This is a genomic window from Bradyrhizobium sp. MI1.3, assembly GCF_055811695.1.
Genome location: NZ_JBVVPQ010000056.1, coordinates 31,083 through 51,266 on the forward strand (window position 1 = coordinate 31,083; position 20,184 = coordinate 51,266).

At 65.1% G+C, this 20,184-nt stretch carries 19 protein-coding genes; 11 read left to right on the forward strand and 8 right to left on the reverse strand.

All coding sequences use genetic code 11. The annotated features are described in order from the left end of the window. Positions 1-153 precede the first annotated feature (153 nt). The 3 genes from AC0L3A_RS30255 to AC0L3A_RS30265 are packed head-to-tail and all read right to left on the reverse strand — an operon-like array spanning position 154 to position 3,137. On the reverse strand, positions 154-1,860 hold the full coding sequence (locus AC0L3A_RS30255; protein WP_473255727.1) for a S8 family serine peptidase: 1,707 nt from the start codon (positions 1,858-1,860) through the stop codon (positions 154-156). 15 nt (positions 1,861-1,875) lie between these two features. After that, on the reverse strand, positions 1,876-2,571 hold the full coding sequence (locus AC0L3A_RS30260; RefSeq protein ID WP_007593580.1) for a hypothetical protein: 696 nt from the start codon (positions 2,569-2,571) through the stop codon (positions 1,876-1,878). Then, on the reverse strand, positions 2,568-3,137 hold the full coding sequence (locus AC0L3A_RS30265) for a sigma-70 family RNA polymerase sigma factor (RefSeq protein ID WP_007593582.1): 570 nt from the start codon (positions 3,135-3,137) through the stop codon (positions 2,568-2,570). The genes AC0L3A_RS30260 and AC0L3A_RS30265 overlap by 4 nt, the downstream gene beginning before the upstream one ends. A gap of 434 nt (positions 3,138-3,571) precedes the next feature. Between AC0L3A_RS30265 and AC0L3A_RS30270 the strand changes: the two genes are divergently transcribed. Then, positions 3,572-4,729, forward strand: coding sequence for a GGDEF domain-containing protein (locus AC0L3A_RS30270; protein ID WP_007593584.1), 1,158 nt, complete (start codon positions 3,572-3,574; stop codon positions 4,727-4,729). 63 nt (positions 4,730-4,792) lie between these two features. Next, the gene (locus AC0L3A_RS30275) at positions 4,793-5,896 is read left to right on the forward strand and encodes a DUF2336 domain-containing protein (protein ID WP_007593586.1); all 1,104 of its coding nucleotides are present in this window, start codon (positions 4,793-4,795) and stop codon (positions 5,894-5,896) included. Positions 5,897-5,906: 10 nt separating this feature from the next. Here the strand turns inward: AC0L3A_RS30275 and AC0L3A_RS30280 are convergent, their stop codons facing one another. Both AC0L3A_RS30280 and AC0L3A_RS30285 read right to left on the reverse strand, forming a co-directional pair. Next, positions 5,907-6,545, reverse strand: a complete 639-nt coding sequence (locus AC0L3A_RS30280) for an NrsF family protein (RefSeq protein WP_007593588.1) — start codon at positions 6,543-6,545, stop codon at positions 5,907-5,909. A gap of 2 nt (positions 6,546-6,547) precedes the next feature. Beyond that, positions 6,548-7,093: a sigma-70 family RNA polymerase sigma factor gene (locus AC0L3A_RS30285; RefSeq protein ID WP_007593589.1), complete on the reverse strand. Its 546-nt coding sequence runs from the start codon at positions 7,091-7,093 to the stop codon at positions 6,548-6,550. Positions 7,094-7,381: 288 nt separating this feature from the next. Between AC0L3A_RS30285 and AC0L3A_RS30290 the strand changes: the two genes are divergently transcribed. The 8 genes from AC0L3A_RS30290 (at position 7,382) to AC0L3A_RS30325 (ending at position 13,762) form a co-directional block, all read left to right on the forward strand. Then, on the forward strand, positions 7,382-8,047 hold the full coding sequence (locus AC0L3A_RS30290) for a hypothetical protein (protein ID WP_007593590.1): 666 nt from the start codon (positions 7,382-7,384) through the stop codon (positions 8,045-8,047). A 162-nt stretch (positions 8,048-8,209) separates the two neighbouring features. After that, complete coding sequence (locus AC0L3A_RS30295) at positions 8,210-8,989, forward strand: enoyl-CoA hydratase (protein ID WP_007593591.1); 780 nt, start codon at positions 8,210-8,212, stop codon at positions 8,987-8,989. 217 nt (positions 8,990-9,206) lie between these two features. Further along, a complete protein-coding gene (locus tag AC0L3A_RS30300; protein ID WP_473255731.1) occupies positions 9,207-10,604 on the forward strand; it encodes a TolC family outer membrane protein in 1,398 nt (465 codons plus the stop codon). Positions 10,605-10,757: 153 nt separating this feature from the next. Continuing rightward, positions 10,758-10,958 carry a type II toxin-antitoxin system RelE/ParE family toxin gene (locus tag AC0L3A_RS30305; RefSeq protein WP_354127636.1) on the forward strand — a complete coding sequence of 67 codons (201 nt, stop codon included), beginning with the start codon at positions 10,758-10,760 and terminating at the stop codon, positions 10,956-10,958. Continuing rightward, positions 10,958-11,308, forward strand: a complete 351-nt coding sequence (locus tag AC0L3A_RS30310; protein WP_007593593.1) for an addiction module antidote protein — start codon at positions 10,958-10,960, stop codon at positions 11,306-11,308. Before AC0L3A_RS30305 ends, AC0L3A_RS30310 begins: the two co-directional genes overlap by 1 nt. Positions 11,309-11,359: 51 nt before the next feature. Next, positions 11,360-11,917, forward strand: a complete 558-nt coding sequence (locus AC0L3A_RS30315) for a P-loop NTPase family protein (RefSeq protein WP_473255732.1) — start codon at positions 11,360-11,362, stop codon at positions 11,915-11,917. Positions 11,918-11,971: 54 nt separating this feature from the next. Next, positions 11,972-12,934, forward strand: coding sequence for an amidohydrolase family protein (locus AC0L3A_RS30320; RefSeq protein WP_473255734.1), 963 nt, complete (start codon positions 11,972-11,974; stop codon positions 12,932-12,934). Positions 12,935-13,135: 201 nt separating this feature from the next. Beyond that, a complete protein-coding gene (locus AC0L3A_RS30325; RefSeq protein ID WP_007593596.1) occupies positions 13,136-13,762 on the forward strand; it encodes a LysE family translocator in 627 nt (208 codons plus the stop codon). 9 nt (positions 13,763-13,771) lie between these two features. Here AC0L3A_RS30325 and AC0L3A_RS30330 read toward each other — a convergent pair whose 3' ends face one another. From AC0L3A_RS30330 to AC0L3A_RS30340, 3 genes are all read right to left on the reverse strand, one after another. Further along, a complete protein-coding gene (locus AC0L3A_RS30330; protein WP_473255735.1) occupies positions 13,772-16,888 on the reverse strand; it encodes an efflux RND transporter permease subunit in 3,117 nt (1,038 codons plus the stop codon). 35 nt (positions 16,889-16,923) lie between these two features. Beyond that, the gene (locus AC0L3A_RS30335; RefSeq protein ID WP_007593598.1) at positions 16,924-18,168 is read right to left on the reverse strand and encodes an efflux RND transporter periplasmic adaptor subunit; all 1,245 of its coding nucleotides are present in this window, start codon (positions 18,166-18,168) and stop codon (positions 16,924-16,926) included. A gap of 145 nt (positions 18,169-18,313) precedes the next feature. Further along, complete coding sequence (locus AC0L3A_RS30340; protein WP_007593599.1) at positions 18,314-19,726, reverse strand: CoA transferase; 1,413 nt, start codon at positions 19,724-19,726, stop codon at positions 18,314-18,316. A 54-nt stretch (positions 19,727-19,780) separates the two neighbouring features. Here AC0L3A_RS30340 and AC0L3A_RS30345 point away from each other — a divergent pair, with 54 nt between their 5' ends. Then, positions 19,781-20,068, forward strand: coding sequence for a hypothetical protein (locus AC0L3A_RS30345; protein WP_007593600.1), 288 nt, complete (start codon positions 19,781-19,783; stop codon positions 20,066-20,068). Positions 20,069-20,184 lie beyond the last annotated feature (116 nt).

Sequence of the window (20,184 nt, forward strand, 5' to 3'; positions counted from 1 at the left end):
ATGGGCGCTTGGGGTGGATGGGCGCTCGCGCCTAATATGACTTATGGGGAGGGATAACCGCTCCCACATAATTTGGTCGTGGCAGCGGGCCGAACGTTCAATGCAGCGTTTGATTTTTCGACCTTCGCGCTGCGCGCAAAGTTGTCGCAGCCGCTATCGCGTCGCCGGCTTATCCGCCTGAGAAACCGTGGCTTTATCCTCAGTGCTCGACAACGAAGGTTGCTCTAATGCGCGGATGCCAGGCTCGTCGCGACGCTTCTCGATATCTTCACGTTTTGTTGTACCGGACGCGGCCGCGACCGGCGTCGCGCCGGCGGCGGGAACGGCCATGACCGCGGCAAACGCGTCGGCCTCGCCGTCGCCGAACAGATCATCACGGCCCGGTGAACCGAGGTCGCGCGCCGTCTTCGCCAGCGTCGTGCGCAGTGCTTCCGGCTTCAAGGCGTAGTTGCGCTCGAGCAGCAGCGCCGCGACGCCGGAGACATAGGCGGCCGAGAACGAGGTGCCCGACGTCATCTGATATTTGCCGTCAGGCGCCGGCAGGAAGATATCGACGCCGGGGGCCGCGACTGCGATGTAGTTGCCACGATTGGAGGCGGTGAACAGCCTGTCCTGCTGGTCGGTCGCGCTGACCGCGATCACGTTGGGATTGGCGGCCGGATAGAGCGGCGGCGACTTCGCGCCGGCATTGCCGGCGGCCGCGATCAGCACCAGGCCGCGCGCGGCGGTCGCGGCGATGGCCCGCTCGATCACCGCATCCTTCGGACCGGCAAAGCTCATGTTGACGATCTGCGCCCCATGCTCGGCGGCATAGTTCAGCGAGCGCAGGATGATGTAGGACGAGCTCTCGGCCCCGCCGGTGGTGCCGCCGAAGGCGCGGATGGCGATGAGGCGCGCCTCGGGCGCGCTGCCCATCAGCTTGCCATGCGCCACGATAGCGCCGGCAATGCCGGTGCCATGAATGTGCGGGCCTTCGGCGCTGCCGAGCGCATCGAAATTGTCGGCAATGGAATTGGCAAGTTCCGGATGCTGGGCGTCGATGCCGGAGTCGATCACGGCTACCGTCACATTGGCACCATGCGCCAGCGTGTGTGCCTGCGGCAGGCGGAGCTTGGCCAGCGCATATTGCGCGGGATCTCCCTCGGTCGGCACCGACGATTTCTGATCCTGGAGCAGATAGCGGAAGTTCGGCTGGACCGAGCGCACGCTACCGTCCGCCGCGAATTCACGCCGCACCGTCGCGGAGGGCCGGCCGTCGGTGATGCGGAACAGTCCGAACGTTGCCCCGATCAGCGGAAAGTTCTCGGAAGACACGCGGGTCAGCCCATGGCGACGCGCAAGCTCGTCGGCCTGGGTCAACGACAGCCCGCCGTCGATCTCGGCGACGAATTCGCCAGCGAAGGTGCGCAGATCCGCGGCGACAGGCGTGTTGTTGCCGCGCCCCTTTGCGGCGGTCTTCTTGCCCGATTTGCCCGAGCCATCGCCGCCTGCGTTCTGCTGCGCCAGGCATTCGCCGGCGGCGTCGCGATCGGGCGCGGTACAGGCGGGATAGAGGTTCGGGGAGTAGCGCGCATAAGGCAGCACCGGCGTCGGTCCCATCCGCGCCGAAATCCTGGTCGTCACGGTCGGACCCGGACCGCGGCCGACGGCCACCGCTCTGGCGGCAACACCGGGACTGACGCGTGCGGCGACGCCGGGAGAAATCGTGGGCATTCGGGAGGGGACGCTAATCGTCGGCGTGCGCATGATCGCCTGCGCCTGCGCAACCTCGACGCCGAGACAGGCGGCGAGCAAAAGCGCGGCTCCGACCGACGAAGCGCAGGCCCCGGCTCTCACTCCACTTTCGGACTTGCGCATCATCGGCTTGGAAGCGCCTTACGGCGCCGCGACGGCGAGGTTGACGAACTTCTCGCGCTGCATCTTGCCGAGCAGCGAGGCGAGTTCGTCCTGGCTCATCGCCTTGTCGAACTGGAGGCGGAACATGCCGCCCTTGGCATCGCCGATGATCGAAGCCTGGTAGCCGTCGAGCAATGCGGTGATGTCGGCGACGCGCGCCTCGGGCGTGAAGCGCACCAGCGCGCGCGCTGGCGGGACGGTCGTGCCGAGGTCGCGTGTAAGCGGAGCGCTGGTCGAGAGCGAAGCAGTCTGGAAGGTCGCAGTCTGGGTCTTCGTCAACACGGCGCCGATGATTCCGGCTTGCAGCACGAGCGCCATGGCGCCAAGGCTCGCCGACCAGGCCAGCGTGCGCGGCGACAGGCTCGCAAAGAAGGTGGCGATGCGCGCCGACAGCGGCAGCGAACCGGCCGCCCGCGCAGGTTCGGCGTCGATCGCGGCGAACAGCTTCTGCATCGCGCGCGCCGACGGAGCACCCAGGCTCTCGTTCAGATGGATGGTCTCTTCATACTCGCCGCGGATCGCGGCATATTGCTTCGCGAGCTCGGGATCGCGCGCCAGCGCCTCGTCGACGCGGCGCGCATCGCGCGGGTTCAGCGTGCCGGCGGCGTGCCACGGCAGCAGCAGTTCAATTTCACCGGGCTCTTGCTCCAGCATCTTCTTGCTCAAAGCCATCATGGCCAGCCTCGCTCAATGCCGGCTGCTTTCAGCAGTTCGGCCAATTTCTTGCGCGCATAGAACAAGCGCGTCTTCACAGTGTTCTCCGGGATGCCTACGATTTCGGCCACCTCTTCCACGGACTTCTCGTGGTAGTAGACGAGATCGACGATTTCCCGATGGTCCGGCGAGAGGCCCGTCAGACACTCCCGCAACGCTTCACTGGTATCCTTCTTCTGCACCGCCGTTTCCGGATTGTCGGACGTATCCTCAATCGCGTTCGCGGCGTCGTCGTCCAACTCAAAATCCTTCCTGCGCCGGAGCGCAGACAGGGCCTTGAATCGGGTAATGGCCAGCAGCCAGGTGGAAACGGCGGATCGGCCCTCAAACTTGCCGGCTTGACGCCAGACATCGAGAAATACCTCACTGATGAGGTCTTCCGCCGCCTGCTCGTCCCGCACGAGCCGGAGGCCGAACCGATACACCCTGACATGGTGCCGCCCGTACAGCACCTGCATGGCGAGCCGGTCGCCTTGAGCGATCCTGGCGATCAGGATCTCGTCCGAAGCCGCTTGTGTCACGCTCAAAGACCGTCTCGCAAGGTTGGTCGGGTGGATGCGGCAGACGGTTCGACGGGAGGGGTAAAATTGTTCAACCTACCGCAGTCGTACGGGAAGCTGTGTGATCTACCCCACAGACGCGAAATTTCCTGTTGCCACCCGCGGCTGGGCGCTTCGCTCAAGAACGGTAACATAGTAATGAAGCACTTTCCTGAGCAATGCCGTCCCAGCTTAGACGGCCCGACGTGCATGGAACCTTAGCAGCTTAGCACGACATATGTCTTCCGAAGCCCTGCTTTGGCTCGACCGCGTCGCACACGATGCCTAATCGCCGGCAAATTCCTGGGACGGTCGACGTCCCGCGCTGCCGCGCTGTACAGCGTGGATTCGGTTTCGAAGGATACCAAACCTAAAGGCTTGCCACGTAGATTTTTGGGCTGACATCCACGATTGGCGGGACCATGAGCACGGCTGCGACGTCCTTTCCCGAGAGGAATGCCGCTGAGGCCGCGGATCTCGCCCTGACCACCGAAGCGGCGGCACCCGAAGTCCTCGCGCGCCGGATCCGGCAGCGGCGCCAGATGTATGTCGGCCAGGTGGCGAGCTACTCGCTCGGCGCCTCCGTCCTGCTGCTCTACGCTTTTGACGGCGTGATCTCCATGGGCGTTCCGTCACTGTTCTGGCTCGGCGGCCTTCTGATCATCGGGACCTTCACCGTGCTGTCGGAAGCGGGCTTCGGCGACCGGTTCGAGGATCATTACCTCACCGTCTTCCAGATCTCGGCGCATATGACGCTGCAGCTGCTGTTCCTGCTCGCGGTGCCGACAGTCGGAGTTGCGTTCCTTGCCGTGCTGTTCCTGATCTTCGCCTTCGGCACGCTTCGTATGACCTCTAGTCAGGCGATGCTCACCTGGGGCCTTGCGACGTGCGGGCTCGCCTTGGTTTTCCTCGCCTCGGACTTGCCAATCGGACTGCCGGTGACGACCCAGCTGCAACGGGCCGCCTCGATGCTGTGCTTCGTGCTGGTGATCGGCCAGTGCGCCTTCCTCGGCCTGTTCGGCGCCACGCTGCGCAAGATCCTGTACCGGCGCAGCATCGAGCTGAAGGCCGCCTATCAGCGCATCGAGGAGCTGGCGGAGCTCGACGAGCTCACCGGCTCCTACAACCGCCGCTGCATCATGCGACTTCTCGACGCCGAGATCGAAAAATCGCGGCAGACATCGAGGCCTTGCGCGATCGCGCTGATCGACCTCGACTGGTTCAAGCGCATCAACGACGCCCACGGCCATCCCGTCGGCGACGAGGTGCTGCGCACCTTCGCGATCACAATGTTCGCCAATATCCGCCCGGCCGACTGCTTCGGCCGCTACGGCGGCGAGGAATTCTTGCTGCTGCTGCCTGGGATGGACGGCGATGCGGCGTCGCGCATGCTCGATCGCCTGCGCGGGATCGTCGCCGATCTGGACTGGAGCGCATTCTCCCCGGGCATGCGCGTGACCATTTCCGCGGGCGTCGTGACACTACGCGACAACGATACTGCCGACACGTTTCTCGTGCGCGCCGATAGCGCGCTCTATTCCGCCAAGGCACAGGGGCGCAACCGCATTGCAACCAGCTGACCAATCCATTTTCTCCCGGCGCGACAGAAGCCGCGGCCGGGCCGAACGCTCCAGGACAGGGCAATGAGATCCAAAGCCGTAAAATCATCCGAAAGTCTGCTCGAGGAATTGCAAACTGCGCTCTCGCACGGCACCGTCGCGCACCGGGTCGAGACGCTGCGCCGCGTCACCGATCTCTTCGTGGGCAACGCCTTGGACTATTCCGACGACCACGTCCGCGTGTTCGACGACGTGTTCCAATGCCTGATCGAGCAGATCGAGACGTCCGCCAGGGCGCTGCTCGCCGAACGCCTCGCATCGATCGCGGCTGCGCCGCCGAAGATCATCCGCACGCTCGCGCTCGACGAGGTGATCGAGGTTTCCGGCCCGGTGCTGTCGAAATCCGAACGGCTGGACGAGGCGACCCTGATCGAGATCGCGCGCACCAGGGGCCAGGCCCATCTCAAGGCGATCTCGCTGCGGCGGGTACTGTCGGAAGCGCTGAGCGACGTGCTGGTGACCCGCGGCGACGAGGACGTGGTGCAATCGACCGTCAACAATCCGGGCGCGCAACTGTCGGAGGGAAGTCTCGCCGACCTCGTGACCCGCGCCGAACGTGACGACGACCTCGCCAGCTCCATCGGCCTGCGGGCCGACCTGCCCCGCCATCATTATTTGAAGCTGGTCGCGAAGGCCTCCTTGGCCGTGCGCAGGAAGCTGGAGGCCGCGCATCCGGAGCTCGCGGACGACGTGTCCAGCGTGGTCCAGGAAGCGGCGCAGCGAATCCGCGCCGCCAGCATGACCAGGCAGACCGAGAGGGCGCGCGCGCTGGTGAAGTCGCTGCACGAGGACGGCCGCCTCACCGAGCTCCAGGTCGCCACCTTCGCGGAGCAAGGCAAGTTCGACGAAACCAACGCAGGGCTTGCCGCGCTTGCGGGCGTCGCAGTCGAGACCGCCGAGACCATGATGATCGAAAGCCGGGTCGAGGGCGTGATGATCCTCGCCAAGGTCGCGGCCATGCAATGGTCGAGCGTCCGCGCCATCATCGCCCTGCGCGAGAAGCTCGCAGGCGGCTCGCAGACCGACATGGTGACGCTGCGCGACGCTTACGAGGCGCTGCGCAGTTCGACCGCGCAGCAGGTGCTGCGCTTCCACCGCATGCAGCAGGGCGCGACGCCGGCGGCGTGAAGCCGGCGAGCTAGTAGCGTAGGACCTTCGCCCCCACCAGCGCGCCAATTGCCGTCACCAACGCGGTCGCGAGCGTGTACCAGGTCGCGACGAACAGCGGCGAGTCATCGGTGCAGTGCGAGGCGTACAGCGTCGCGGCAAGGCCCGCCGACACCAGGCCGGCGAGCGCGCCGGCGAGCGCGGGGTGGGACGGCGCGCCGTGGCGCAGGCCGAACAGGGCCCCCGCAAGCAGCGGCAGCGACATCGCAGGGATTGCCAACAGGCACACCCTGGAATTCTTGCCCATCAATCGCATCGTCATCGGCATGGCCGGCGCCATCATCGCCTCGCTGCCGATCGCCACCGCGAGCAGCCCGACGGGCAGCAGCAGCAGCCAGCCCCAGCCACGCAGCAAGGCTTCGGGACGCGACAGATGCAGGCTGACGATGATCGCGGGTATCGCGAGCGACAGCGTGACCGCGAACTTCATGTCGAAGAACGGGTTGTGCATCGCGCTCATCACGTCGTGACGCACACCGAGGAAGGTGGCGAAGATCAGAATCGACAGGGGCGCGGCGACCAGCAGCGCCATGGTCAGCACCGCGCCGACGCGCGGCGGGCGATGGGCGTTATCGGCCGCGAGCGTGCGAATGAGTTGATCGGTATCCATGACTAGTGGTTCCGCAGTTTGGCTGTCAGCGCCGCAAGTCCGCGATGCAGCGCCACCCGCACCGCGCCCTCGCTCATCGAATATTTCGCCGCCGTGTCCTTGATCGAGGTGCTGTCGACCGCGATCGACTGCAACACGTCGCGCTGGCGTTGCGGCAGCGTATTGAGCTGGCTGGCGACTTCGCCGGCCGAGACCGTCTCCTGCGGCGCCTCGCCCGGCAGGGTCTCGGCGAAATCGTCGATGTTGACGAAGATCCGCCTCCCCCGTCGCCGCAGCATGTCGATCAGCTTGTTGCGGCCGATCGCAAACAGCCACGGGGCGAAGGGGGCTTCGCTGTCCCAAGTGTGCCGCTTCAGATGCACCGCCAACAGAATCTCCTGCACGATATCCTCGGCCTGGTCGGGAGGCTGCCCGGCCCGCGCCAGGCCGCGCCTCGCGGCAGCGCGCAGCACAGGCGTGACCGCCTTCAACAGGCGATGATACGCTGCGTCATCGCCTGCCATGGCCGACCGCATCAGGCCGGTCCACTCGTCCTCACGTCCGCGCACGCGCGCCCTCACCATGCAATTCGGCCGTTCTTTCAGTTTGTTACGCCGGCGGCGGCACGATCACGAATTCGTGATCGTGCTTGGCCGCGCGACCGATACGGCCGTCAAAATCTGCGACGGCTCATAACACCGATCAGTCCCGTCCGCACCCGTGGCCGGCCGCGAACGCAACGGTTTGCCGCGCTTTTGCCCGGTGTGGCCCGAAGATTCCCATTTTCTGCCCCGCTGTGGTCACGCCCCAGGGTCTCTGTTCGCTCCCGGGACGGGTGGAATTGGGGAGATGTCAACATGATGAAAGCCAGCGGGCGCGCGGCCCTGATTCTCCTGGCCGGGCTTTTCGTGCTGTTTGGGGGCGTTGCACAGGCGGCGCCGAGTTCAGCCGCTAGCAGCAAGTCGGACAGCGCAGGCAAACAGGCGGACGAGGTCAAGCCGAGCAAGCAGCGGCGTCACACGTCGCGCCACCGCGACAGCACCAAGACGGCGCAGAAATCCGACGACAAGGCCGACAAGAAGGACGCCGTGGCAACGGCCGATGAGACGAAGGCCGACAATCGTGACGCGCCGGCCTCGAGCCAGATGCCGCCGGAAGTCGCCAACGCCAATGCGCAACTCGCCGCCGCCGATACGCCGACTGCGGCTGCTGCGTCCGCAATGACGGGCCGGGCCAACGACAACGTCCAGGCCGCGGCCGATAACACCGCCACCCCGAACGCCGAGAGCCAGGTCGTCGCACCCGATCAGCTCAACGACATCGATCGCGCCGTGCAACAGGACAACGCGCCGGCGCAGAAGGCGGTGATCGCCGCAACCGACGCGCAGCCGCGTCCGGCACCGGTGATGGCAAGCAGCCAGCAGAGCTCGGCCTGGGACCAGAGCTCCCTGATCGGAAAAATCTTCATCGGCGTCGGCACGCTGCTGACGCTGGCCTCCGCCGCACGCATGTTCATGGCGTGACTTTGGCTTGATTACAGCCTGATCGCCGGCCCGCGGGACCTCGTGCGGAACGCGCATCTCGCCGCGTGTTCCGGCCGTCCCTGCTCCGATGGCTTTGGCGCCTCTTGAAGCCCACCGCGCCAGCGGGCACATTGCCCGCTCAACCAAAAGCGTGGGTGGAGCATGAGCACGTTCGAACACATCATCGTCGAAAGCAATGGCGCGGTCGGCATCATCAAGCTGAATCGGCCGAAGCTGCTCAACGCACTCTCCTTCGGCGTCTTCCGCGAGATCGCCGCGGCCGTCGACGATCTCGAAGCCGATGACGCCATCGGCTGCATCGTCGTGACCGGCAGCGAGAAGGCATTTGCCGCCGGCGCCGACATCAAGGAGATGCAGCCGAAAGGCTTCATCGACATGTTCTCGGAGGATTTTGCCGCGATCGGCGGCGATCGGGTCGCGCGCTGCCGCAAGCCGACGATCGCCGCGGTCGCGGGCTATGCCCTCGGCGGCGGCTGCGAGCTCGCGATGATGTGCGACTTCATCATCGCCGCCGACACCGCCAAATTTGGTCAACCCGAAATCACGCTCGGCACCATCCCCGGCATCGGCGGTACCCAGCGCCTGACCCGTGCGATCGGCAAGTCCAAGGCGATGGACCTTTGCCTCACCGGCCGCATGATGGATGCAGCCGAAGCCGAGCGCAGCGGCCTCGTCAGCCGCATCGTTCCGGCCGACAAGCTGATGGACGAGGTGATGGGCGCGGCCGAGAAGGTTGCCGCGATGTCGCGGCCCGCGGTCGCGATGGCCAAGGAAGCGGTCAACCGCGCCTTCGAGACCACGCTCGCCGAGGGCATGAGCGTCGAGCGCAACCTGTTCCACTCGACCTTCGCGCTGGAGGACCGCTCCGAGGGCATGGCGGCGTTCATCGAGAAGCGGAAGCCGGTGAACAAGAACCGGTAAGGAGGCGCGCGGTCAGGCTGGTGTAAGGCAATGCCGTTCCCGCAGAATCCCTGTGATGTACCTGCAACAAGCACGGAATAGATGGGGGTTTCCCCCGCGGCAGTTTGCCTGCGGGACCTCGGCTGGTTAAACAGTTAAGAGAGCCGCCGTCGGCGGGGGCGGACAGCCGGGATTTGCGGATTACATGATTGGGCGTGCCGCCAGAGCTGGTCGCGTGATGACGCGGCATCGATCGGGCGTGGCTCCTGTGCTCGCGACATGGACCACGCTGGCACTCTGTTGCGCCCTGCCCTCCGCCGCACGGGCGGAAGCGCTGCCGGAGGCGCTCGCCAAGGCCTACCAGACCAATCCGCAGCTCAATGCCGAGCGCGCGCGGCAACGCGCCACTGACGAGAACGTGCCGCAGGCGCTCGCGGGCTACCGGCCACAGATCGTGGCAAGCCTCAGCGCCGGGTTGCAATCCGTGCGCAACCTGCTGCCCGACAACACCATCCAGACCGCCAATCTGAAGCCGTGGATCATCGGCGTCACCGTGACGCAGACCCTGTTCAACGGCTTCCGCACCGCCAACAACGTGCGCGCCGCCGAACTCCAGGTGCAGTCGGGCCGCGAGGCGCTGCGCAACGTCGGCCAGGGCGTGCTGCTCGACGCGGTCACCGCCTACACCAACGTGCTCGCCAACCAATCGCTGGTCGAGGCGCAGCGCTCCAACGTCGCCTTCCTGCGCGAAACGCTCTCGGTCACTCAACGGCGCCTCAACGCCGGCGACGTCACGCCGACCGACAGCGCCCAGGCCGAGGCGCGCCTCAACCGCGGGCTCTCCGATCTCAACGCCGCCGAAGTCGCGCTCGCGGTGAGCCAGGCGATATACGCACAGGTGATCGGCAATGCACCGTCGCAGCTTCGCGCTGCCGAAGTCGTCGACCGCTATCTGCCGAAGAGCCGTGAAGACGCGTTGACGATGGCGATCCGCCAGCACCCGGCAGTGATGGCCGCCGGCTTCGACGTCGATGTCGCCTCCACCAACATCCGCGTCGCCGAAGGCGCGCTGCTGCCGAGCGCCAGCGTCCAGGGCAGCGCCAGCAAGAGCCGTAACAACGACCCGACGCTCGGCACCTTCGCCGAAGATCAGGCCTCGATCGTCGCCAATGTCACCGTGCCGATCTACGACGGTGGCCAAGCCGCCGCACAGACCCGGCAGGCCAAGGAGATCACGGCGCAGAGCCGGCTCGTGCTCGACCAGGTGCGCAACCAGGCGCGCACGGCGGCGGTCAGCGCGTGGGTTGTCCATGAAGGCGCCAAGATCGCGGTCTCGGCCTCGGAGTCCGAAGTGAAGGCGGCGACCGTCGCGCTCCAGGGCGTGCAGCGCGAGGCCGCCGGCGGACAGCGCACGACGGTGGATGTGCTGAACTCGCAGGCCGATCTGATCCAGGCCAAGGCCCGCCTGATCGGCGCCAACCGCGACCGCGTGATCGCGTCCTATGCGCTGCTCAGCGCCGTCGGCCATCTCGACGTCAAGACCTTGAGCCTGAACACGCCGGACTATCTGCCCGAGGTGCACTACCAGCAGGTCCGTGACGCCTGGCACGGCCTGCGCACGCCGTCCGGGCAGTAGTTTCCGCAACGCCTTTGGGCTCTCCACCGCCCAGGCACGCCACCCTCCTTTGACATTTTGTAGCCCATGGGCTACATTTGCACCTCATGATCGAGGTGAGGCAAACCGAGCATTTTTCGGAGTGGCTGACCCGCCTCAAGGACGCCAGCGCGGTTGCCCGGATCACTGCCCGCGTTCGCCGACAGCAAGAGCGTCGGTCGCAACGTCCGGGAAATGCGCATCGACTACGGACCGGGCTATCGGATCTACTATGTGCAGCGCGGAACGCAGATTGTGATCCTGCTGTGTGGCGGGGACAAGCGCACGCAGCGACACGACATCAAGCTAGCCCAGCAACTGGCGGAGACAATGTGATGCCAAAAGCAGCGAAAACGACGGTCAAGGCGGCATCCAGGACGACGCGTTTCGACGCTGCCGACTATCTCAACACAGAAGAACGTCAGGCCGCCTATATTGCGGCCGCATTAGAGACCGGCGATCCTGATTTCGTGCGCGACGCACTCGGCCTTGTCGCTCGCGCGCGCGGGATGAGCGCGATCGCGAAGAAAGCCGGGTTGAACCGCGAGAGTCTGTACAAGGCGCTCGGAGAGACCGGAAATCCTGAGTTTGGCACGGTCATGCGCATTGTCGGAGCGTTAGGCCTGACATTGTCCGCCCAACCCGCGACAAGCGGGCGAATGTCGAAGCGCCGTCGAGCGGCGTGAGGGAGCGCGCCGCACCCGCGCAATCGGTTCGGGCAGTCTCAGGATCTGAACATGAAAAGCCGCCGCATCCATCTGATGGGAGCTTCAGGCTCCGGCGTGACGACGATCGGCCGCGCGCTCGCCGGCAGGCTTGCGCTGCCGCATCACGACAGCGATGATTATTTCTGGCTGCCGACCGCGCCGCCCTACCAGACCACGCGCCCCGCCGCCGAACGTTTGCGACTAATGCGCGAGATGTTCTTGCCGCGGCTCGATTGGGTGCTGAGCGGAACCGTGACCGGTTGGGGCGACGAGCTCGTCCCATTCTTCGATCTCGTCGTCTTTGTGACGACGCCGCGCGAGCTCCGCTTGCAGCGCCTGCGTGGCCGCGAGGCTATGCATTTCGGAGCGGATGCCGTCGCACCGGGCGGCTGGCGTCATGAGGAGGCGGAGTCGTTCGTCGATTGGGCCTCGCACTACGAAGCAAGCGATCGCGACGGCCGCAGTCTCGCAAAAGATGAGGCGTGGCTCGCGAAGCTGCCCTGCCCGGTCGTGCGCGTCGACGGCTCACGCCCGCTTGCGGACCTCGTCGAACAGCTATGCAGCGAAGCGCAGCAGCTGCCAGGCTGATGTGATACTGTCGCGACGCCACTGCCAGAATAATAAAAACAGGGGAGAGAAACCATGCTCGATCGACGCAGCGTTCTGCTTGCCTCTCTTGCCGCCGGAGTAGCCATGACCAGCAAAGTCCACGCCCGCGCGGCGCAGCCCGCGACGCCGGTTAATTTCGACGTCCCGGCGCATGCCTGCGACTGCCACACCCACATCCATGGCGATGTCGAAAAATTTCCGTTCTTCGCGGGCCGCGTCTACACGCCGGAGCCGGCGAGCCCCGAAGAAATGGCCGCGCTGCACAAGGCGCTGCATATCGAGCGCGTTGTGATCGTGACGCCGAGTGTCTACGGCACCGATAATTCCTCGACGCTGTTCGGCATGAAGGCGCGTGGCGCGGCCGCGCGCGGGGTGGCCGTGATCGACGACAAAACGACCGAGGCCCAGCTTGACACGATGCATGCAGACGGCTTTCGCGGTGTCCGCCTCAATCTCGCGACCGGCGGCGTCAATGATCCCAATGTCGGCCGGCCGCGCTTCACCGCCGCCGTCGAGCGCATGAAGGCGCGCGGCTGGCACGTGCAGCTCTACACCACGCTGCCCATGATCTCGGCGATCAAGGACCTCGTCGAGACGGCACCGGTACCCGTTGTATTCGACCATTTCGGCGGCCTTGAGGCCTCGCTTGGGCTGGAGCAACCGGGATTTGCCGACCTGGTCGCGCTGGTGAAATCCGGCAAGGCCCATGTCAAGATTTCCGGCGCCTATCGCTCCTCGAAGCTCGCGCCCGACTATCAGGACATGGCGCCCTATGCGCGCGCACTGATCGCAGCGAATGCGGACCGCGTCGTCTGGGGTACGGACTGGCCGCACCCGGATTCGAGCCGTGTCGAGGGACGCAAAGCCACCGACATCGCACCGCTCTACCAGATCGACGACGGCCGCCTGCTCAACCAGCTTCCGGTATGGGCGCCGGATGCGGATGTGCGCAAGAAGATCCTGGTCGACAACCCGGCGCAACTCTACGGATTCTGAGTCGCGACAGGCGCAATTCGGTTCAACGACCGCGACACGGTTCCATAGTGAGGCGTGGAACTGTTGTCGGCGAAGGCACAAACTCGTTGGACTCACACGAACGTGTTTGTGCTCTCGTTCGTTTCTCACCCTTCTGGTTGAGGCGGCGATTCATTTTCGGGGCTACGCACACGCACAGATTTCATTTGTTCGTGCGGGTGCATGTCTTTATCGCATTATCTTGCCGCGCTTTTTTCCGGCATTGGAATTGGTTTCACCGTCGCCGCCCCGATCGGACCGATGGGCATGCTGTGCATTCAGCGCACATTGGCATCAGGCATGGCCACGGGCCTCGCAACCGGCTTCGGCGCCGCGACCGTGCATCTCACCTACAGCGCCCTCGCGGTTTTGGGACTGGGCTCACTGGCACAGCCCTGGGTCGAGGCCAATGCCGCCGGCTTCGGCATCGTCTCGGCGCTCACGCTGCTGTGGTTCGCGATCCGGACCCATCGCGGCTCGGTCGCGCTCCAGACGACCGACGACGTCGACAACGTACGTCTGGCGCGCGCCTATCTCAGCGCCATCGCGCTTGGGTTCACGAATCCGCTGACCGTCATCCTGTTTCTGGCTGCGCTGCACGCCTTCTCCATGCAAGCCGCGGCAGCCCCGTTGATCGCCGGTGTCTTCGTCGGTTCCGCGATCTGGTGGACCGTGCTCAGCACGATCGTGGCAACGGCGCGATCACGGCTGACGCCGCGCATGCTGTCGATGAGCAGCCGGTTGGCCAGCCTGATGCTGCTGGGCCTCGGCACCATGATGCTGGTGCGGATCGCGCAGCGAATGCTGTGATTGGCAGCGTCAGCGTGCGCGGCGGGAGAAGAAGGAGATCAGCACCGGCAGCGTCACCAGGATCACGATCGGCGCGAGCATCATGCCCGTCACTACGACCACCGCGAGCGGCTTCTGCACCTGCGAGCCGATGCCTTCCGACAGCGCGGCCGGCAACAGACCGATGCCCGCGACGACGCAGGTCATCAGCACCGGCCGAAGCTGCAATTCGCCGGTGCGTATCACCGCGCTCATGCGGTCCATGCCCTCTTCGATGAGCTGGTTGAACTGCGACAGGATGATGATGCCGTCCATCACGGCGATGCCGAACAGCGCGATGAAGCCGATCGCTGCCGAGACACTGAAGGCGGTGCCGGTGATCAAGAGACCGAGCACGCCGCCGAAGATCGCCATCGGGATCACGCTCATGGCGAGCAGCGTGTCGGTCATCGAGCCGAAATTGAACCAGAGCAGGACGCCGATCAGCGCCAGCGAGATCGGCACCACGATCGACAATCGCCGGATCGCGTCCTGGAGATTGCCGAATTCGCCGACCCAATCCATGTGCGCGCCGGGCGGCAGCTGCACCTGATCGGCGATCTTCTGCTGCGCCTCTCGGATCGCACTGCCGAGGTCGCGCTCACGCACCGAGAACTTGATCGGCAGATAGCGTTCCTGCTGCTCGCGATAAATGTAGGCCGCTCCCGAGACGAGGCTGATGGTGGCGACCTCGCTCAGGGGGATCTGCGTGACGGTGCCGTTCGGTCCGGGCGCGCCGATCCGCAAATTCTGGATCGCCTCGGCGCTCCTGCGGAATTCCGGCGCAAGACGAACGATGATCGGGAAGTGGCGGTCGCTTCCGGCCTCGTAGATGTCGCCGGCGGTGTCGCCGCCGATCGCGACCTTGATGGTGGCGTTGATATCGCCCGGCGCGAGGCCGTAGCGCGCGGCCTTGGCACGGTTGATGTCGATCTGGATGGTCGGCTGCCCGAGTGAGGTGAACACCGCAAGGTCGGTGACGCCCTGCACGGTTGCCAGCACCGACTTGATCTTGTTGGCGGTGTCGGTCAGCGCCTGGAGATCGCTGCCGAACAGCTTGATCGAGTTCTCGCCCTTCACGCCGGAGACGGCTTCGGAGACGTTGTCCTGGAGATATTGCGAGAAGTTGAACTCGACGCCGGGGAAGCGATCGTCGAGCTGCTTGAGCAGCTGCGCAGTCAGCTCTTCCTTGTCGCGGGTGCCGGGCCATTGGCTCGCGGGCTTGAGCGGCGCGAAGAACTCGGCGTTGAAGAAGCCGGCGGCGTCAGTGCCGTCATCGGGGCGGCCGTGCTGCGACACCACGGATTCCACTTCAGGCCGCGCGCGGATCACCTTGCGCATCTCGTTGACGTAGGAGTTGCCTTCCTGGAGCGAGATGGTCGGCGGCAGCGTGGCGCGGATCCAGAGATTGCCCTCCTCCAGCTTCGGCAGGAATTCGAGGCCAAGCAACCGGCTGAGCGCAACCGTCATCAGCACGAGGCCGAACGCGCCACCGAGCATGATGCCGCGGTTGGCGACCGCCCAATGCAGCACCGGCATGTAGATCCGATGCAGGATCAGCATCACCCTGGTCTCGGTCTCATGGACATGCGCGGGCAGGATGATCGCGGACAGCGCCGGAGTGACGGTGAAGGTCGCAAGCAGGCCGCCGGCCAGCGCATAAGCATAGGTGCGCGCCATCGGCCCGAAGATGTTGCCCTCGACGCCGGAGAGCGTGAACAGCGGCAGGAAGGCCGCGATGATGATCGCCGCGGCGAAGAAGATCGAACGGGAGACATCGGCCGCGGCGCTGAGGATGGCGTGGCTTTTCATTCCGAACAGCGTCTCGGACGACATCTGCTCGGATTCCGACATCAGCGTCGTCTGCGTCAGGCGCCGGAAGATCGCCTCCACCATGATCACGGTGGCATCGACGATCAGGCCGAAATCGATCGCGCCGACCGACAGCAGGTTCGCCGATTCCCCACGCAGCACCAGGATGATCACCGCGAAGAACAGCGCGAACGGAATGGTGGCGCCGACGATCAGCGCACTGCGGAGATCGCCGAGGAAGATCCACTGCAGCAGCACGATCAAGAGAATGCCGACCACCATATTGTGCAGCACGGTGTGGGTGGTGAGCTCAATCAGGTCACCGCGGTCGTAGATGCGCTCGATGCGCACGCCGGGCGGCAGGATGCTGGACTCGTTGATGGTTTGAACGAGCTGGTGGACGCGCTTGATGGTTGGCGAGCTCTGCTCGCCACGGCGCATCAGGACGATGCCCTGCACGATGTCGTCGGCCTCGTCGAGGCCGGCAATGCCGAGACGTGGCTTCTGGCCGACGGTAACGGTGGCGACGTCCTTGACCAGCACCGGATTGCCGTTGGTCTGCGAGACCATGGTGTTGGCGAGGTCGTCGATCGAGCGGATCAGGCCGACGCCGCGCACCACTGCCGATTGCTGACCGATATTGACGGTGTTGCCGCCGACATTGACGTTGGAATTACCGACCGCCTGGAGCAATTGCGGCAGCGTCAGGCCGTTAGCGACCAGCTTGTTGAAGTCGACCTGGAGCTCGTAGGTCTTGCTCTTGCCGCCCCACCCGGTGACGTCGATCACGCCGGGCACGGCACGGAAGCGCCGCTGGAGGATCCAGTCCTGGATGGTCTTGAGGTCGAGCACGCTGTAGTTCGGCGGACCGACGAGACGGTAGCGGAAGATCTCGCCAATCGGGCTGAGCGGCGAGATCTGCGGCTGCACGTTGCCGGGCAGTGGAGCGAGCTGCGCCAGGCGGTTCAAGACCTGCTGCAACGCCTCGTCATAAGTGTAGGCGAAGGAGAACTGCAGTTTGACGTCGGAGAGGCCGTAGAGCGAGATGGTGCGAATGGTCGTCAGGTTCTTCAGACCCGCGACCTGGGTCTCGATCGGAATCGTGATGTAGCGCTCGATCTCCTCCGCCGACAGGCCCGGGCTCTGCGTCACGATGTCGACCATCGGCGGGGTCGGATCGGGGTAAGCCTCGATGTTGAGCTGGTTGAACGCGATCAGGCCGCCGATGAGCACGGCGACGAACATCCCGACCATCAGGAAGCGCCGGTTGACGGCAAGGGCGACGAGGCGATCCATTCAGGTCTTCAGCTTGTCTTTTTCCGGCCCGTCAATCAGCTGCCGGACGCGGCGCGGTCGATGAACAGGCTGCCTTTGGTGACCACCTGCTCGCCGGGCTTGAGATTGCTGGTGACCTCGACGAGGTTGCCATTGATGAGACCGATCTTGATCTCGCGCAACTCCACCGACTTGTCCTCGCGTGCGACCCAAAGGCGGACCTTGTCGGCTTCGTAGATCAAGGCCTGCTTCGGTACCGCCGGCGCGGCGCGGTCGCCGGACGAATAGATCGTGACGTTGGCGAACATCTCCGGCTTCAGCAGACCGTCCTTGTTGTCGATGGTGGCGCGGACCAGCAGGCGGCGGGTACTCGGATCGATCGCGGCGGCGACGTAGTTGACCTTGGCGGTCAAGGGGCGGCCCGGCAGCGCCATCACGTTGACGCTGATGTCCTGCCCGACGCACACGGCAGCCGCATCGCTCTCGCGCACGAAGGCGGTGAGCCAGACCGAGGAGAGGTCGCCGACCACGAAGACCGGATCGCTGGCGCCCGAATTAACGTACTGGCCGGGGCCGATCTTACGCTGCACGACCGTGCCCGCGATCGGCGAATAGATCGTGACCTCCGGATTGATGACGCCCTTGTCCTGGAACGCCTTGATGGTCTCATCGGTGAAGCCGAGGATCCGCAGCTTGTTGCGCGCGGCTTCCAGCGCGGTCGCCGAGGAGCGCATGTCGTTCTGCGCCTGAACCTGGGTCGCTTCCGCCTGCTGATAATCCTTCAGGGGGATGGCATGGCCCTCGTAGAGGTCCTTGGCGCGCTTGAACTGGATGTCGGCAAGATCGATCGCCGACTTCGCCTTGTTCTGCGAGCTCATCGCCGCAATGAAATCGTTCTGGGCCTGCACGGTGTCGGCGGCCTCGATTGTGAACAGCGGCTGACCTTGCTTCAGCACCTCGCCGGGCTTGGCGAGCAGCTTGGTCACCCGGCCCGCATAAGGCGAGAATACCGGCGTCGAACGGTCCTCGTCGACTGCGACCTTGCCCTCGGTGACATACTCGGCGCGGAAGGTCTTGGCCTTGACCGGCTCGATCGTCAGCGTCGCCCATTCCGACGGCGTCGGCGTGAAGTTCTGCGCATTCCTGCGCGACTGGCTGGAGATCTCGGAGTGGCTCTTCTCCTTGGCTCCCGCATAGAGGAAGCCGTAGGCCCCGGCACCGGCAAGAGCTAGTAAAACTACGGATGTAATCACCCGTTGTTTTGTAAGCACCTGCAATCGCTTGGTATTTTCAACTACCATGGGGCCCGGTCGTGTCTGCGATGATACCGGCGGATGCCCGCTTCATCGGTCGCGCTAATAGTGCCGAATTGTGATTTCAAACAACCTAAAAAACGCCGGGCGCCTTTCGGTTTGCGTTAAAAATTTGCGACACGTCAGCTTCACGTCAGCTTGTCACCGGCCACTCTGCCGGATGACTGCCGAGCGGCATCGCCGGACGGCTCCATTGCGCCGGCGTCTTCGAAAGCAGCGCTGAATGGCGCACCGCCTTCAACGTGCCGAAGCCAGATGGCATGCTCTCGATGAATGCAGCATGTACGGCCTCGCCCGTAATATCCGGGGTGTTCAGGCCATTTTCGAGCCGTCCGAGATTCCACAGCCAGCGCCCGGTCTGCGCCAGCGACACGCGCACGTGCCAGCTGCCGCCTTCGCGGACCTGGCGGGCCTTGGCCATCATCGCGCCGAACGCCATCAGATAGCCGGTGGCGTGGTCGAGCATCTGCGCCGGCAATTCCTTCGGTCCATCGATGCCGGCAGCCTGTCCCTCGGCATGGTTGAAGCCGGTCGTAGTCTGCACCAACGAATCGAAGCCGCGCCGTTCCGCCCAGGGGCCGGCATGGCCATAGGCCGACAGCGTCACGTAGACGATGCCGGGGTTGATTGTCGCCGCGTCCTCCGGCGTAAAGCCGAGAGCAGCAAGCGCGCGCGGGCGATAGCCTTGTGAGAAGATGTCGGCGTCTCTCAAGAGCTCGCGCAACCGCGCACGTCCGGCCTCGCTCTTCAGCTCGATGAAGGTGGTGAGCTTGCCGCGGCTGGTGTCGATGGTCAGCCACGGAATGGCCGGCAGTTCGGGGCCTGACACGAGCAGCACATCCGCGCCGTGCGCGGCGAGCGTGCGGCCGGCAACGGGGCCCGCGATGACGCGCGAAAGATCGAGCACGCGCAGGCCGGAGAGCGGGCGATCGCCTTTTGACAGTCGTTGCGGCCACGGCTTCGGCGGGGCCTCGCCGATCTTCTCGATCGAGACCAGCGGCAATTCGGCGAGCGCGCGGGCCTGCGGCAGCGCCGACCATTCGTCGTAGGAGCGCATCAAGGCAACGACGCCGCCCGCAGCGTAAGCCGCAGTCTCGAAATCCTCGCCCTTCCATTGCATCAATGCGGCCTGCACCTTCTCGCGCTCGGGTTCGCAGCCGAGGACCTTGCAGACGGCGTCACGATGATGCGGGAAATTGGTGTGGCAGCGGACGAACCGGTTGTCTCCGGTTCTGTAGACGCCGGCGATGGCGTCCCAGGCGGGCGGCGGCGGCTTGTCGTCGACGCGCAAATAGCGCTCGGAGCGGCATTCGGCGACGGCATGGCGCAGGTCGACGCTAACGTCCTGCGCCTCGCCGCTGCGCAATCTCCAGATTTCGGCGGCAGCAAGGCCGGCGGCTGCGATCGTCGTTTGGCCGGCAATTGCGACGCGAAACGAGGACGGGATTTGCGGCTCCTCGCCCGTCAGCCGCACGCGCGCGAGCGCGGCGGCGTCACCGCCGGCGGAGGTCCAGATGCCACTGAGAATCTCTGTGGGGCTTTGCATGACCCTTCTCTCCCCTTAGTTTGCGATCATCGCATTAGCACACAAGGACATGCAATGGCCGCCATCGATCCCCTCACCGCAGGCGCCGTGTTCATCGCAACGGCAGCCACCGACGCGGTCTATGTCATGTTCACCTCGGCGGTGATCGCGCGCAAGCGCGTGCCCGCGGCGAACTGGAGCGCGGTCTGGTACATGCTCTCCTCCTACGCCGTGATCAGCTACACCGAAAATGCGTTCTATGTGGCTTTCGCGGCGATCGGCTCCTGGGCCGGCGCCTACGTCTCACTGACATTCCTGCACCGCCCGCCCGGCGGCCCACCGGTGGGCGCGGCACCGGAGTGAGGGTGATCGATTTGAACGACGCAATCAAACGCACGCAGGATGTCGTCCTGGCGAAAGCCAGGACCCATTACCACAAACCCTCGTTGCTGTGCGATGTTGTGGCCAACGCGCATTTC